The 13,971-nt window shown below is 62.5% G+C and carries 10 protein-coding genes; 7 read left to right on the top strand and 3 right to left on the bottom strand.

Annotated features, from left to right (window positions below):
* Nucleotides 1–11 precede the first annotated feature (11 nt).
* On the top strand, nt 12–920 hold the full coding sequence (locus tag ACSFDB_RS18835; protein WP_440772444.1) for an alpha/beta fold hydrolase: 909 nt from the start codon (nt 12–14) through the stop codon (nt 918–920).
* A 367-nt stretch (nt 921–1,287) separates the two neighbouring features.
* On the opposite strand, the gene ACSFDB_RS18830 is transcribed toward ACSFDB_RS18835, so the two are convergent.
* Both ACSFDB_RS18830 and ACSFDB_RS18825 read right to left on the bottom strand, forming a co-directional pair.
* A complete protein-coding gene (locus tag ACSFDB_RS18830; RefSeq protein ID WP_440772443.1) occupies nt 1,288–4,935 on the bottom strand; it encodes a DNA polymerase II large subunit in 3,648 nt (1,215 codons plus the stop codon).
* Nucleotide 4,936: 1 nt separating this feature from the next.
* Nucleotides 4,937–5,356, bottom strand: coding sequence for a PPC domain-containing DNA-binding protein (locus ACSFDB_RS18825; protein WP_440772442.1), 420 nt, complete (start codon nt 5,354–5,356; stop codon nt 4,937–4,939).
* 366 nt (nt 5,357–5,722) lie between these two features.
* On the opposite strand from ACSFDB_RS18825, the gene ACSFDB_RS18820 reads away from it, so the two are divergent.
* From ACSFDB_RS18820 to ACSFDB_RS18795, 6 genes are all read left to right on the top strand, one after another.
* Nucleotides 5,723–7,324 carry an ABC transporter substrate-binding protein gene (locus ACSFDB_RS18820; RefSeq protein ID WP_440772441.1) on the top strand — a complete coding sequence of 534 codons (1,602 nt, stop codon included), beginning with the start codon at nt 5,723–5,725 and terminating at the stop codon, nt 7,322–7,324.
* Between the two features lie 93 nt (nt 7,325–7,417).
* Entirely contained in the window at nt 7,418–8,416 is a 999-nt protein-coding gene (locus tag ACSFDB_RS18815; protein WP_440772440.1) for an ABC transporter permease, read from the top strand.
* Nucleotides 8,417–8,436: 20 nt separating this feature from the next.
* Nucleotides 8,437–9,456 (top strand): ABC transporter permease, encoded by a 1,020-nt coding sequence (locus ACSFDB_RS18810; protein WP_090311941.1) that lies wholly within the window; start codon nt 8,437–8,439, stop codon nt 9,454–9,456.
* 2 nt (nt 9,457–9,458) lie between these two features.
* On the top strand, nt 9,459–10,673 hold the full coding sequence (locus ACSFDB_RS18805) for an ABC transporter ATP-binding protein (protein WP_440772439.1): 1,215 nt from the start codon (nt 9,459–9,461) through the stop codon (nt 10,671–10,673).
* Complete coding sequence (locus ACSFDB_RS18800) at nt 10,670–12,025, top strand: ABC transporter ATP-binding protein (RefSeq protein ID WP_440772438.1); 1,356 nt, start codon at nt 10,670–10,672, stop codon at nt 12,023–12,025. The genes ACSFDB_RS18805 and ACSFDB_RS18800 overlap by 4 nt, the downstream gene beginning before the upstream one ends.
* Before the next feature lie 216 nt (nt 12,026–12,241).
* Entirely contained in the window at nt 12,242–12,397 is a 156-nt protein-coding gene (locus tag ACSFDB_RS18795) for a hypothetical protein (protein ID WP_162832111.1), read from the top strand.
* A 193-nt stretch (nt 12,398–12,590) separates the two neighbouring features.
* Here ACSFDB_RS18795 and ACSFDB_RS21065 read toward each other — a convergent pair whose 3' ends face one another.
* Complete coding sequence (locus ACSFDB_RS21065) at nt 12,591–13,928, bottom strand: DUF6498-containing protein (protein ID WP_502260896.1); 1,338 nt, start codon at nt 13,926–13,928, stop codon at nt 12,591–12,593.
* Between the last annotated feature and the right edge of the window lie 43 nt (nt 13,929–13,971).

Here is a 13,971-nt window from a genome sequence, read left to right as displayed (position 1 = left end):
GTGATCCGACCATGACTGGCACCGGCGTCGCGACTATCGACGACTGTCGGATCGCCTATCGGCGGGCCGGCACGAGCGGTCCGCCCGTCGTCCTCTGTCACGGGGCGGGCATCGACGACGCGACGGTTTCGTGGCGACACGCCATCGACGCATTGTCGGACGAGTACCGCGTTTACGGCCTCGATTGGCCGGAGTACGGCCGGAGTACGGGCGACGTCACACACACCATCGAGACGTACGTCGACGTCCTCGAGGGGTTCATCGAGACGATTCCCTACGAACGAGTCTCGCTCGCCGGCATTTCGATGGGCGGCGGGGCCGCGCTCGGCTACGCGCTCGAGCACCCCGACCGCGTCGAGCAGTTGGCGCTCGTCGACAGCTACGGGCTCGGGGGTCGACTCCCGAACGCGCTCCCCTGGAAACTCCTCTCGCAGGTCCCCGGAATGACCGAGTTCGGCAAAATCGCCGCCGGCGCGACGACCGATAGCGTCCGCATGGTGCTCGACAGTCTCGTCGCCGACTCGAGCGCGCTTCCCGATCCGTTCGTCGAGGACGTCAGGCAGAAACTGATGGAACCGGGCTCGATTCAAGCGTTCAAAGAGTTCCAGAACAACGAACTCTCGTTCAACGGCCGCGTCGCGACGAACTTCGTCGACGAACTCGACTCGCTTGCCGTGCCAACGCTGCTCGTCCACGGGAAGGAGGACCCACTGGTCCCCGTCGAGTGGTCGGCCCGCGCAGCGCGCCGGATTCCGGATGCCGAACTCGATCTGGTCAGAAACTGCGGCCACTGGACGCCTCGAGAGCGGCCCGAGCGGTTCAACGAGAGTCTCCGAAACTGGCTGCCCGACTATCGACGCGTTCCGAAGCCACGGTATCCGAAAGCACAGATGCCCGGGATTACTCGAGCGAGTTACTGATCGGTTTCGTCTACGTTTTCAGCGAACTGGCCGGGAGCAGGGCTCGAGTATCACGAGAGTCATGCGACTCTACGAAAGAGCAAGCTCTTTCGAGCGGGGAGGGACCAGCGGTCCCTCGAGCAGTCGGCGCTTCGCGCCGACGACCTCGCGGAAGCTTTGCTTCCGCTCAACGGGGAGGCAGGCGGGTGACCGACGCTCATCGCGAGTGAGGCCGAAGACTGAGCGAACGAGGGCTCGGAAGTCCCAGCCCACGAAGCGAACGAAATGAGCGAGTCGGAACGTCTTCGGGTGCTTTTTATCGAAATGTTGCCGAGGGACGCCGAGACGGCGAACGCCGTCTCGGCAGACCACAGAGCAACATTTCGGTCTACATGAAATCCTCGATCCCGCTCTGCTTGTTCTTGTCGTTCTCGAAGATGCTCTCGAGGGCCTTCTCGAGTACCTCCAGGCGCTGTTTCGTGTAGTCCCGACAGTCGTACTCCTCGGCGACCTGAATCGCCGTCTGCATGTACTTGTTCACGGAGCCCTTGTGGACGGTGAGGTTGACGCGACCGCCACACTCCCGGCAGTCGCCGGTCAGGGGCATCCGCCGGAACTTCTCGCCGCAGTCGAGACAGCGGGTCTCTTGCCGGGAGAACGCCCGAAGGTTCCCGATGAGATCCGGCAGGAAGTGGTACTCGATGACCCGCTCGGCGACGTCCGTCTCGTCGACCGACTCGAGTTTGCGCGAGAGCTCGAGCTGGGCGTCCATCTTGTCCATCATCGAGCCGAGCGTCTTGTACGCCGAGAGGTCCGGGCCCATCGCGATATCGGTGGTGTCGTGGGTGTGCTCGAAGCCGGTGTACTCGCCGTCCGTTCCGAGGGTGTCCTCGCCGATCTGGATGTCGACGGATTCGGGGTCGGCCTGCTCTAAGGTCGCGAGGTAGAACTCGCGAGGGTACTGGGAGACGATATCCATGTTGTGGGCCTCGTCGTCGATCTCGGAGGGATCGATCCGGGAGGACATGACGAGAGGTGCGTCCATTTTTCCGCCTCTCTGATCTGGCAGGAAGCTGGTACTAAAGTTCAGTAACCCGTCCATTAGCAGCATGACGCAATCTTCGTCACCGTCACAATTACGGCGCTTAGCCGCGTGAAAGTACGGATGCGCATATCCGACTGCTGCGCTCGTGAAACCAATCACTCTCCCGACAGTTGCCGCACTCGTGTGCGGCGCCATCCCGAACACCAACTCGCCGACGAGTTCCTGTCGGTCGTCGATCTCGTAGAACCGCTCGAGTCCGTAGTACTGCTCGAGCAGGTCGTCGATGAAGTCCGCGGTCTGCATCATGTGCTCGGCCGCGCCGTCGGAAAGGACGATATCCTGCACTTTGAGTTCGACTAGCTGGTCCTCGTGGGTCAGGGGATCGCCGCGCATGTCCTCCTCGTAACCGAGCGCCTGCAGTTGGCCGACGTCGATATCGAGTTCGGCGGCCCGGACCGACGTGACGGGCAGGTCGGTCATGTCGTAGCGGACGGTGCCGTCCTTGAACGTCGAGACATCGTGTTTGGCCCGCAGAATTCCCTTCTCGATCGGTTCGGGGACCTTCGTGTTCGAGGACAACCCCTTAACGCCTTTCAGAATCTCGAAAGCGTTCTCGCGCTCGCCGACCGACTCGAGGGCGTTGCGGTACTCCTCGTGGATGTCGACCTCGATATTTTCGACGCAAGTGGCCTCGCGCTCGCAGTGACCGCACTCGACGCGGCCGGCCTCGTCAGGTTCGATTCGGGTATCGCAGTCGGGACAGCGGTAGTCGGGGTTCGTTCGGGCCTCACACTCCGGACAGCGGTTCTTGAACGTCTCCGTCTCGCAGTCCGGACAGCGGTTGCGGCCGATCTGGACCTCGACGACGCCGGGGGTGTCGGACATCGTCTCGGCGTGTTTGGCCGCGTTGGCGACGTTGCGCTGTGCGCCGCCGGCCTCGCCGATGGGGAACAACGTGTGGACGGGCGGGCTCAGGTCTCGGCGTTCGGACTTCTCGGGGCGGCCCATCCGGTTGCCGATCCGGGTCGGGGCCCGCTCACGGACCGCGAAGGGGGCGACCTCGTTGACCGCCTCGATGGCGTTGTCGCCCTCGGTCTCGTGGCCCCACGTTCGGGCGCGCTCGGAGAGGTCCGCGTCGCTCCAGGTGCGCTCGAGTTCGACGCTGGGCGTCCCATCCTGCCCGTCGGCGTCGAGTGCAGCCCCGTCGGTGACGGCCTGTCGTGGTTCACACCCAAGCGTTCGCGCGAACGGCCGCCAGTCGTCGATCTCGATCCGATCCTCGTCCGCGCGCTGGCGGTGTTCGATGATGATCGTCTCGAGGGCGACCGCGGTCGACTCGTCGTACTCGATCACGAGGGTGCCGTCGCCGTCGGCGTCGTTTTCGACGCGGCCGTCGGCGACGGTCGCCGCGAGGTCACAGAACGTCTCGGTCGAGATGTCGTGCCAGAGGTAGGTGTACTGCGGATGTAGCGGCGCGTCGTAGTTGGTGGCCCACTCGAGTGCCTCGTCGGCGTCGGGAAACTCGAGGTCGATTCGGGGGTCGTCCTCGAGGGCCTGCGTGTCTGCACCGGCGTCCGCCATGTCCTGGATCCACCACTCGTAGACGTAGGAGGCCGGGGCGAGCGGGTGGTTGTTCTCGACGAACTCCCCGTAGTTGACCAAATACTCGCCGGTATCGAGGATCTTCTCGACGCCGTTTCTGATCTCGAGGGCCTCCTCGGGGTCGTCGATCCGGCGGACGTCGCCGTTCGCCAGTTTGACCGTCGGGCCGTCGATGCTGTCGACGGGGATGACGCCGTGGGCCTTCCCGGGTCGTTCGGTCTTGATCTGGGTGCCGGTCGCGAGGAAGTCGTCGACCAGATGCATCGTCGCGGGGTGGACCCCACCGGTCGCGAAGCCGTGGTTGCGCGCGCGGCCGTACCGGAGTCGAAAGCCCCCCTCCGCGCTGGGGTGAGAGAAGACTGGCCGGCCGGCGATCAGATCCCGGAGGAACTTCCCCGATGGCTCGGCTCGCGGCGGGCCGGCCGATTCTTCGGCGGTCTCGCTGTCGGCGTCGTCAGCGTCGCCGTCGCTCCCGTCCGTCTCCGCGTTCGCGTCCGTCCCGTCGCCGTCTCCGTCCGCATCGCCGTCGGCTGTGTCCCCTTCGTCGTCGGCGTAGTTGCCGTCGATCAGGTCCTGCAGCCACGGCCAGTCGACCTCGTCCAAGTTGCGGGTGTAGCGCTGGATCTTCGGGGCCTTGAGCGCGATCCCCTCGGCCATGACGAGACACATCCCGCCGCGGGCGCTGTTGGTGTCGACGCGCTCTAAGTCCCGAAATCCGGACACCTCTTCGTCGCCCGTCGCCTCCCCGTCTAACATGATCGGGAGGTTCTTGGCGATGAACTTGGCCTCCTTCGCCTTCGGCGTGTACTGGAGGCCGGTCTCCTTGTCGTAGAGCGCGAGCTCCTCGGCGTAGCGTTCGATCTCCTCCTGTCGCGCGCCGTACTGGTCGATGCCGACGAGCGCTCGCGTGTAGTCCGCCACGAGGACGGACAGGGCCTGTGCCGTCCCGCCCGCGGAGCGGATCGGCCCGGCGTAGTAGACGTTGACGAACTCGGTGCCGTCGTCGTTCGTGAGAATTTCGACCCTGTCGATTCCCTCGATGGGGGCGGCGACGACACCCTCGGTCAGCAGGGCGACCGCGGTCCGAACTGCCCCTTCGATCTTCCCGGCTTTCGTCTCGTAGTCGCCGACGCGGCCCTCCGCGAAATCCTTCGCGAGTTCGAGGGCGGCCTCCTCACGAGACATCTCGCCCTCGAGTTCGCGGACCCGTTCGGCGACGCCGTCGATCCCGAGGATGTTCTCGACGCGGTCGGCCATGTCCTTGGCGACCGGAATCTCGACCTCGGGTTCGGGATCCGCGCCGCGTTCTTTGGCGCGCTCGGCGACGTCGAACGCCTCGTCTAACTGGGACTCGAGTCGCTGGAAGTACCGGGAGTCTTCCTCGCGCATGTCAGAGCCAGAGGTCGAGTTCGGTGGTCTCGTCGTACTCGCGCACCAGTTCGTCGGCGAAGACGCGCATGTAGACTTCGCCCGCCCAGACCGTCGCCTCGTTCAGGTGGCCCGCGAGGGCGTCGCCGTCGGGGTCCGAGAGGACGGCGTGGGTGTGCGCGAACCGTTCGCCATCCAGCCACGAGACGTTGCCGACGCAGCTGGCGACCTCGAGCGGCTCGTCAAACTCGACGGCCTCGTACGTGCAGTCGTCCTGATCGTAAAACCAGATTTCGGCGTCCTGGACCGCTCCGAGGGCCTGAAACCAGGCCGCGTCGGCCTCCACTTCTGCCGCGAGCGACTCGATTTCGGCCCGCCAGTCGGCGCCGGTCTCGAGGCGGGCGACATACTCCGATTCCGTCTCGACCGCCCTGTAGTTCATACCAGATATCACTGGTGCTACGACAAAAATGTCACTGGTACACTGCCGACGAACGTCGGGCGCTCTTGAGACGAACGGAGGTCCCGACGCGAACGCGTTCGAATGGCGTGTCGGTACTGTGTGGGATGGTGGCAGTACCGAGTGGGGTGGCAGTACCGAGCAATGTGTCGGTATCACCACGAATGAGCGTGTGAGCGGACGAGTGACAAGGTAATCGCATTACCGTTCGGAAACCTTCACTGATGTAATAACGACATCACGCAAGTAGAGATGTGTCGGAGACCGAATCCGTATGTGTAGAGTAAAATTCCCTTGAAAATCGTAGGCCCCTGCTACCAATGTACATAGACGTGATAGAATATCGGGATGGTATCAGATCAGCTCACCGCCACGCGACGGCGGCTTCTCGCATCAGGTGCAGCGGTCAGTGCTGCGATGGTTGCAGGGTGTATCGGTGGGAACGGAGGGCCGGGAGACGACGGTCTCCTCTATACGCAGGAGGTCAATCCGGAGGGTGACTTCGATCCGATCGTGTCGAACGACGCCTACAGCGCCCAGGTCATCCACCAGGTTTACGACGGGCTCTACGAGTACGACTACGACCTCGAGCTCCAGCCGAAACTCGCCGCGGGCGAGCCCGAAGAGGAGGAAGACGGCGAACGATACATCATCGAGATCGTCGACGACGCGGAGTTCCACAACGGCGACCCCGTCACCGCCGAGGACGTCGCCCATTCGTTTACCGCACCCGTCGAAGAGGACACCGACAACCGACCGGAGTACGACTTCATCGACGTCGACGGCACCGAAGCCATCGACGAGCACACGGTGCAGATCGATCTCGAGCACGAGTACGGGCCGTTCGAGACGCTGACGGTGGCAACGTACGTCGTCAACGAGTCGGTCCGAACCGACGATCCGGGCGAGTACAACACGAACCCCGTCGGCTCCGGTCCCTTCACGTTCGAAGACTGGACCTCCGACGAGTTCGTCGAACTCGAGGCCTGGGACGACTACTGGGGCGACCCCCAGCCCGAACTCGAGTCGGTCCGGTTCGAGGCGGCCGAAGACGACGCGGGCCGCGTCTCACAGATTCTCGCGGGCGACACGGATGCGATCGCGACCGTCCCGCCGGAAGACTGGGACCAGATCGACGGCGAGGAGGGGATCAACGTCCATCGGACCGAGAGCCCGTCGTACATGTACGTCGCGTTCAACTGCAACGAGGGAGAGACGACGGATCCCGACGTCCGCCGCGGGATCGCTCACTCGTTCTCGATGAGCGAGTTCGTCGACGCGAACCTGGGTGAGAGCGCAACGCCGCTGAATGCGCCGATCCCGCCGATCGTCGATGAACTCGGCTGGGAGTTCCCGATGGACGACTGGGCGGACCAGACGCCAGAGTACGACCCCGACGAAGCCGAGGAGTTACTCGAGGAGGGGTTGGACGATCCGGACGACTGGAGTCCGACCATCATCGTCCCGCCGGACGACGTCCGCATCGCGCTGGGCGAACTGATCGCCTCGCGGCTGGACGAACTGGGCTACGACGCCGAGGTGCAGAGTCTGGACTTCGCGACGCTAACGGACACCTACATCTCGGGCGATTCGGACGACTACGAGATGTACATCCTCGGCTGGACCGGCGGCCCCGACCCCGACGTCTACCTCTACAACCTCTTCCACGAGGAGAACGCCGGCGTCACGCAAGGGCACTTCTACGAGGGAAGCGACGACTTCCACGACGCCATTCTGGAGGCCCGTCAGACGGCCGATCAGGACGACCGACGCGAACTGTACGTCGACGTTATCGACGAAATCGTCGAGGAACTCCCCGTCATGGCCGCCTACTCCGAACACAACACGATCGCCACACAGGACTACGTCAACGACATGCAGCCACACCCGAACGTCTCGTACAACCCGGAGCTCGTCTCCGACGAGAACAACGTCAGCCTCGACGAGTAATCCTCGAGGCGACGTTTCGGGATCGGCACCGACAGCGACCAGAGACAGATCACAGGACGATGGCGCGGACACCGTAATCGCAGAGACGAACACATGGGACTGCTCCGATACACGATCTACCGACTGATACAGGCGATTCCGGTCCTGATAGGGATTTCCGTGATCACGTTCGTGTTGGCGAACCTGGCACCGGGCGACCCCGTTCGGCTGATGCTACAGGGCCAGCAGGCCGACGAGGAACTCATCAGGACGATCGAACAGCGCTACGGGCTGGACCAGCCGCTACACGTTCGCTACTGGAACTACATGACCGGCCTCGTACAGGGCGATCTAGGCTACAGCATTCACCGCGATCGTCCGGTCGCCGAACTGATGCTCGAGCGGACCGGGCCGACGCTCCTGCTCGTGCTGTCGGCGTACCTGTTCGCGATCATCACGGCCATTCCGCTCGGCGTCATCGCGGCCAAGCGCCGAAACGAGCCGACCGACCACATCTCGCGGATCGTCGCGCTGATCGGCGTCAGCACGCCATCCTTCTGGATCGGCATCATGCTGATCATCGTCTTCGCGGTCAAACTCGGCGTCCTGCCGTCTGCGGGGCTGGTCTACCCGTGGCAACCGCCGGAAGCGGCCGGCCACGGCAGCTACCTCGAGCACTGGACCGAGACGATCAGACACCTGATACTGCCGATGATCGCGCTCGGGACGCTCCAGATGGCGACGCTTATGAGAGTCGAACGGACCCAGATGATCGAGTCGCTACAGGAGGAGTACGTCAAGCTCGCTCGCGCGTACGGCGTCCCCGAGCGGACGATCCTCCGGAAACACGCCTTCCGGTCGGCCCAGCTGCCGATCATCACCATCATCGGTCTCAACCTGTCGACGGCCCTCGGCGGCGCCGTCCTGGTCGAGACCGTCTTCGCGATCAACGGGATCGGACGGCTGTTCATCGAGGCGATTCAGCAACTCGACTATCAGCTGATCATGGGGATCACGATGGTCCTCGGGTTCATGTTCGTCATCGGCGTCGTCATCACGGACATCTCCTACGCGTACATCGATCCGCGCGTGACCTACGGGGAGCGTGACTGACGATGGGAGGGACATAACACATGGCAACGACCGAATCACAACTCGACGACCAGCAACCGGACGCCGAGGGCGGATCGGCCGACGAGGAGTTCGAGGCGCGCGTCGGCTGGCGCTACACGCTGAAGAAAGTCAAGCGGGACGCGACCGCCCGAATCGGGCTGTACATCGTCGCGTTCGTCATCTTCATCGCGGCGTTCGCGGCGATCGATAGCAACCTCTCGCGGCTGACGTTCGGCGCGCTGTCGGACTACACCGCCGCGCAGGCGCTCCCGTTCTTCGACCACCCGACGCGGATCCCGCCGCCGGGCGAAGGGAACCCGAATCAGCCGCCGATGTTCCTCGACGGCGGGACGCTCTCCCAGCCACTCGGGACCGATCCGCAGGGCCGTGACTACTTTACCCGCATCGTCTACGGCTCGCAGGTGTCGGTCAGCGTCGGGCTCGCGGCGACGGCGATCGGGCTGATCGGCGGGACGATCATCGGCTCGATCGCGGGCTACTACGGCGGCTGGGTGGACGATGTGCTGATGCGATCGGTCGAAACGGTGTACGCGATTCCGCCGCTCGTGTTGATCATCGTCTTCACCGTCTTCGTCAGCGGCGGGAGTCCGGACATCCAGTACGCGGTGATCGGCGTCGGCATCGCCTTCATCCCGGTGTTCGCCAGGATCATTCGCAGCCGGGTGCTGTCCGTCCGGGAGATGGACTACATCGAGGCCGCCCGCGCTGCAGGGGTAAAGGACCGCAACATCATCCGCAGACACGTCATCCCGAACAGCTTCGCACCCGTGATGGTGTACGCAACGCTGCAGATCGGCGTCACGATCCTGATCGTCGCCGGTCTCTCCTTTCTCGGCTACGGCGCCCAGCCGCCGACGCCCGACTGGGGAGAGATGCTCCGGATCGCCCACGGGCGGTACATGCACTCGAACATCTGGCTGTCGATCTGGCCCGGGCTGGCGATCCTCGTGACCATCATGGGATTCAACCTGTTCGGCGACGGGCTGCAGGACGCGCTCGATCCGCGGATCAAGAACTAACTATGAGCTCCGAACCACTCCTTCGCGTCGAGAACCTGAAGACACAGTTTTTCACCGAAAGCGGGACCGTCCGCGCCGTCGACGGCATCTCCTTCGAGGTCAACGAGGGCGAGATCGTCGGACTCGTCGGTGAGTCGGGCGCCGGCAAGTCCGTCGCCTCGATGAGCCTCATGCGCCTCGTCGAAGAGCCCGGCGAGATCGTCGCCGGCGAGGTCACCTACAAAGGCGAGACCATCTTCGGCCTCGAGGAAGGTCCCGACGGGGAGCTCCGCGAGCGAGACGAGATGCTCTCCGAATCCGAGATGCGCGAGCGGATTCGCGGCCGGGAGATCGCGGTGATCTTCCAGGACCCGATGGAGTCGCTCAATCCCGTCTTTACCGTCGGGGGTCAGCTCCGGGAGTTCATCGAGATCAATCGCGACCTCCCGAAAGACGAGGCGAAGACCGAAGCGATCCGGATGCTTCGCGAAGTCGGGATTCCGGACCCCGAGGACCGATACGAGGAGTATCCACACCAGTTCTCGGGCGGGATGCGCCAGCGCGTGCTAATCGCGATGGCGCTGGCGTGCGAGCCGAATCTCATCATCGCCGACGAGCCGACGACCGCGTTGGACGTCACCGTCGAGGGCCAGATCCTCGATCTCGTCGACGACCTGCAGGATCGCTACGACACGAGCTTCATCTGGGTCACCCACGACATGGGCGTCGTCGCCGAGATCTGCGACCGGGTGAACGTGATGTACCTCGGCGAGATCGTCGAACAGGCGCCGGTGGACGAACTGTTCTACGAGACCAAACACCCCTACACGGACGCCCTACTCGACTCGATGCCCCGGCCCGACCGGACCGTCGACGAACTTGACCCCATCGAGGGCGTGATGCCCGAGGCGATCAGTCCGCCTTCGGGCTGTCGGTTCCACCCCCGCTGTCCCGACGCGCGCGAGGTCTGTACTCGCGTCCATCCGGAGACGCTCGAAATCGACCGCGCCGACGGGCACCCCCACCGCGCGGCCTGCGTGAAACACGACGTCTTCGACGTGGGCTACGACGAGAGCGCGCCGCTCGAGGCGGGCGACGAGGCCGAGACTCGAGTCGGCGAAACGGGGACGGAGGAGAGCGCGAGCGCGGAGTCGGCCGTCGAGGAAGAACAAGCCTCGACGGACGGTGGGCGTGCCCAGGGTCGAGACTCCAGTGGCGGAGGTGACCGACGGCGATGAGCACACCCGACGACCCCATCGGCTTCGGCGAGAGCGATATCGCCCACGGCGAGACGCTCCTCGAGGTCGACGGCCTGACGAAGCATTTCGCTGCCGACTCGGGACTGCTCGCGGGCATCAACCTCGAGACCGATCAGTTCCCGCCGGTGAGCTTCGGCGTCGATCAGGTCGAGGCCGTCGACGACGTCACCTTCGAGATCAAGAAGGGGGAGACGCTCGGGTTGGTCGGCGAATCGGGCTGCGGGAAGAGCACGCTCGGGCGGACGATCCTGCGGCTGCTCGATCCGACCGACGGGACGATCAGCTTCAAGGGCGACGACCTGGCCGATCTGAGCGGCGAGGAACTGCGCCAGAAGCGCTCGGAGATCCAGATGATCTTTCAGGACCCGCAGTCCTCGCTGGATCCGCGGATGAAGGTCGGCCAGATCATCGAGGAGCCAATGGGTGCCCACGACATGTTCGACGACGAGGGCCGCGAGGCGCGCGCAAAGGAGTTGCTCGAGAAGGTCGGGCTCGATCCGCGCCACTACAACCGACACCCCCACGCCTTCTCGGGCGGCCAGCGCCAGCGGATCAACCTCGCGCGTGCGCTGTCGGTCGACCCCGATTTCGTCGTCTGTGACGAACCCGTCTCCGCGCTCGACGTCTCCATTCAGGCCCAGGTGATGAACACGATGGAGGAACTCCAGGAGGAGTTCGGCCTCACCTACCTCTTCATCGCCCACGACCTCTCCGTGATTCGCCACATTTCGGATCGCGTCGCGGTGATGTACCTCGGACACATCGTCGAACTCGCGGAGAAGGAGGAACTGTTCGAGAACCCCCAACACCCCTACACGAACGCGTTGCTCGAGTCGATTCCCGTCCCCGACCCGCGACAGTCGGGGGTTCGGGGCGTCCTCGAGGGCGAGGTGCCGAGCCCGCAGAATCCGCCCTCGGGCTGTCGGTTTCGGACGCGCTGCCCGCGGCTGATCGCCCCCGAGGAGTACGAGATCGGCGACGAGGAGTGGTCGCACACTCGAGCGTTCATGCGCGCGGTCAAGCGCCGAACGTTCGAGCCGATGCCGGCCGCCGAGATTCGCCGAGAGTTCTTCGAGGGCGACCTGCCACGCGGCGGCGCGGGCGAGATCATCGAGGACGCGATCGACCTGATCGCAACCGATCGAGAGGGTGGGACCCGCGACCCTGACAGCGATGACGACGACGTCGAGGAGAACTGGGAGGAGGCCACGGACCTCCTGCTCGAGCGGTTCGCAGAACAGAGCATCTGTGCGCGCGAACGGCCCGCCTACGACCTCGAGTCCGAACACGGGTCGGGGACGCACTTCGCGGCGTGTCACTTACACCGGTAGTCATCCGGCTTCGAACGGCGTATTGTCTGATTTTGTATGTTTGTGAAATGACCTCGTGACTCGAGCGTCCGTCTGGAATATTCGGCACAGATCCGTATCGAGGAGCTCTGAAGTGCCCGTTAGTGATATGGTCGATCCTGTGGACGTCGACGGTTGACTAACACAATCTTTCATCTCGGAAATACTTATATGCGTGCCGCGTCTTTTTACTCTTGTATGAGTAAGATACTCGCCACCGTCACGGCAGGCACCCGACGAGTCGCAAAGGCACGACGAACGATCGAACACTCCCCGCAGTTCGGTGGAGATCAGGAGACGGACGGTTACAGCCCATCGGGACAGATTCCACCCGGCGGCTTCCTCACCGGGTGAGGACGAACCGATGACTCTCAGTGCGACTGCGATCTTCCCTACTTTCATTCGATCAAAACCGACTGTAGTAGCCACTGAAACTCGATGTACACGCTTCTACAGCGGCAACTCTACGTACCCAACAATCTACCTCCGAGGAGAATTGGTTAGTGGTTCCGTCTCTTGTGAGTTGTTTTCCCACAGATAGCCGACACTACTTGTCTACTGCCGCACATTGTGCAGCATGGAACGACTTCCCATCCACAAGTGCTTCGAATGATTTCGCAGCCTCCTCGTACTCCATCAAGTAAGCTAACTCAGCTGTTTGGCCCTGCTTTGTCTCGAGTTGTAGATTTCCATATCCAAGCAGATCACTCATCCAGCTTTTCTGCACACTGATCTGCGTGATTTCGTCGTACCTCAGTTCCCACTGGGGTTGGCCGAGCCAGTGGTCGTAACAAACGAGCCGATCTTCGTAGCACTCGTACTGTAATATCCAATTGGTAAGCAATTCATGAATCGTTGCCGGAACTGGTACAATAAAATACGCGCCAGCGAAGGCAACCGCGGCCACGAACAAGAAGTTCGTATCCGACGTTGCGAAAGACACTATGAGGAACAACAGACCGACAACTGCGAAAAAGAGTGGACCAAAAAGAGCCAGTCGTGAAATTGCTCGAGACACCGTACTGGGGACGAGGCTAATCGAAAACTGTGGGTTTGGTTGGAATGTATACTGTGGACGGTCTGATGGATGATCCACAGTCGGAAGCGTAGCCTCCGCATTGAACGCATCGGATGGGTGCTGTTGCTGATAACTGAACGGGTCCACACCTTGGTCGAGGGGATCAGACAATCGACCCTGGTTCCGATATAGATACAACCGAATGATGAGCCACACAAACAGTCCGGCGACAACGGAAAACCGCAATCGCGAGTCTGATAGTGAGACGTCGGCAGCGTTGATGTTTGTCAGTAGCAGCGTACAACCAGCACAAAACAGGACGAAATACCACGCCGGAACGTCCATTAGTCGCTCCGGAGACGAATGCACATATTGCTGCTGTTGGACGTACGTTCGGTTGTAGAGGATGTGCGGTAGTGAAACAGCAAGAATACCGATCACGAAAGCGCTGGGCGTATTGAACGTCGAGTACGAAACATATGATGCGGGGTGGACGAATAGGATCCCGGACCCAACCCACATTAAGAAGACGGCTGAGAGATGTGCTACGCAAACACTATTCCGTACTGGAAATTCGGTTGCAAGAAACGGAACCTGAATTGTCCCCCGTTTTGTTCGAAGTCTCAATCTGCGTCGTTTACCGGGAAGTGGCAACTGAATTCGCCTTGCGGTCAGTGATTGCTTGCTGGTAAGGACGATAACGACACCGCACTCGATCCAGTAGATGAAGAGAACGATACCAAGATTCCACTCGAATACGAGTACACCTCCAATCGGGATCAGATTTGCAACGAATAACGAAACAAAAACGGACCAGTCTACATTTACCGAGTCCTCCCGATCAGCCCGTTCTTGCGTGGAGGCCATGTTGTGTACCAAAGAGGTAAAATCACAATAAAAGTGTTTTCTT

This window comes from Natronorubrum amylolyticum (assembly GCF_052040145.1).
Lineage (GTDB): Archaea > Halobacteriota > Halobacteria > Halobacteriales > Natrialbaceae > Natronorubrum.
The sequence above is the reverse complement of the archived record's forward strand: the minus strand, read 5'-3'. Positions and strand labels throughout refer to the sequence as shown.

Excerpts from the sequence above, each read along its gene's own strand:
- ACSFDB_RS18825 (WP_440772442.1), bottom strand. The coding sequence starts at position 5,356 with ATGAACTACAGGGCGGTCGAGACGGAATCGGAGTATGTCGCCCGCCTC.
- ACSFDB_RS18820 (WP_440772441.1), top strand. The coding sequence starts at position 5,723 with ATGGTATCAGATCAGCTCACCGCCACGCGACGGCGGCTTCTCGCATCA.
- ACSFDB_RS18810 (WP_090311941.1), top strand. The coding sequence starts at position 8,437 with ATGGCAACGACCGAATCACAACTCGACGACCAGCAACCGGACGCCGAG.
- ACSFDB_RS18795 (WP_162832111.1), top strand. The coding sequence starts at position 12,242 with ATGAGTAAGATACTCGCCACCGTCACGGCAGGCACCCGACGAGTCGCA.
- ACSFDB_RS18835 (WP_440772444.1), top strand. The coding sequence starts at position 12 with ATGACTGGCACCGGCGTCGCGACTATCGACGACTGTCGGATCGCCTAT.
- ACSFDB_RS18815 (WP_440772440.1), top strand. The coding sequence starts at position 7,418 with ATGGGACTGCTCCGATACACGATCTACCGACTGATACAGGCGATTCCG.
- ACSFDB_RS21065 (WP_502260896.1), bottom strand. The coding sequence starts at position 13,928 with ATGGCCTCCACGCAAGAACGGGCTGATCGGGAGGACTCGGTAAATGTA.
- ACSFDB_RS18830 (WP_440772443.1), bottom strand. The coding sequence starts at position 4,935 with ATGCGCGAGGAAGACTCCCGGTACTTCCAGCGACTCGAGTCCCAGTTA.
- ACSFDB_RS18805 (WP_440772439.1), top strand. The coding sequence starts at position 9,459 with ATGAGCTCCGAACCACTCCTTCGCGTCGAGAACCTGAAGACACAGTTT.
- ACSFDB_RS18800 (WP_440772438.1), top strand. The coding sequence starts at position 10,670 with ATGAGCACACCCGACGACCCCATCGGCTTCGGCGAGAGCGATATCGCC.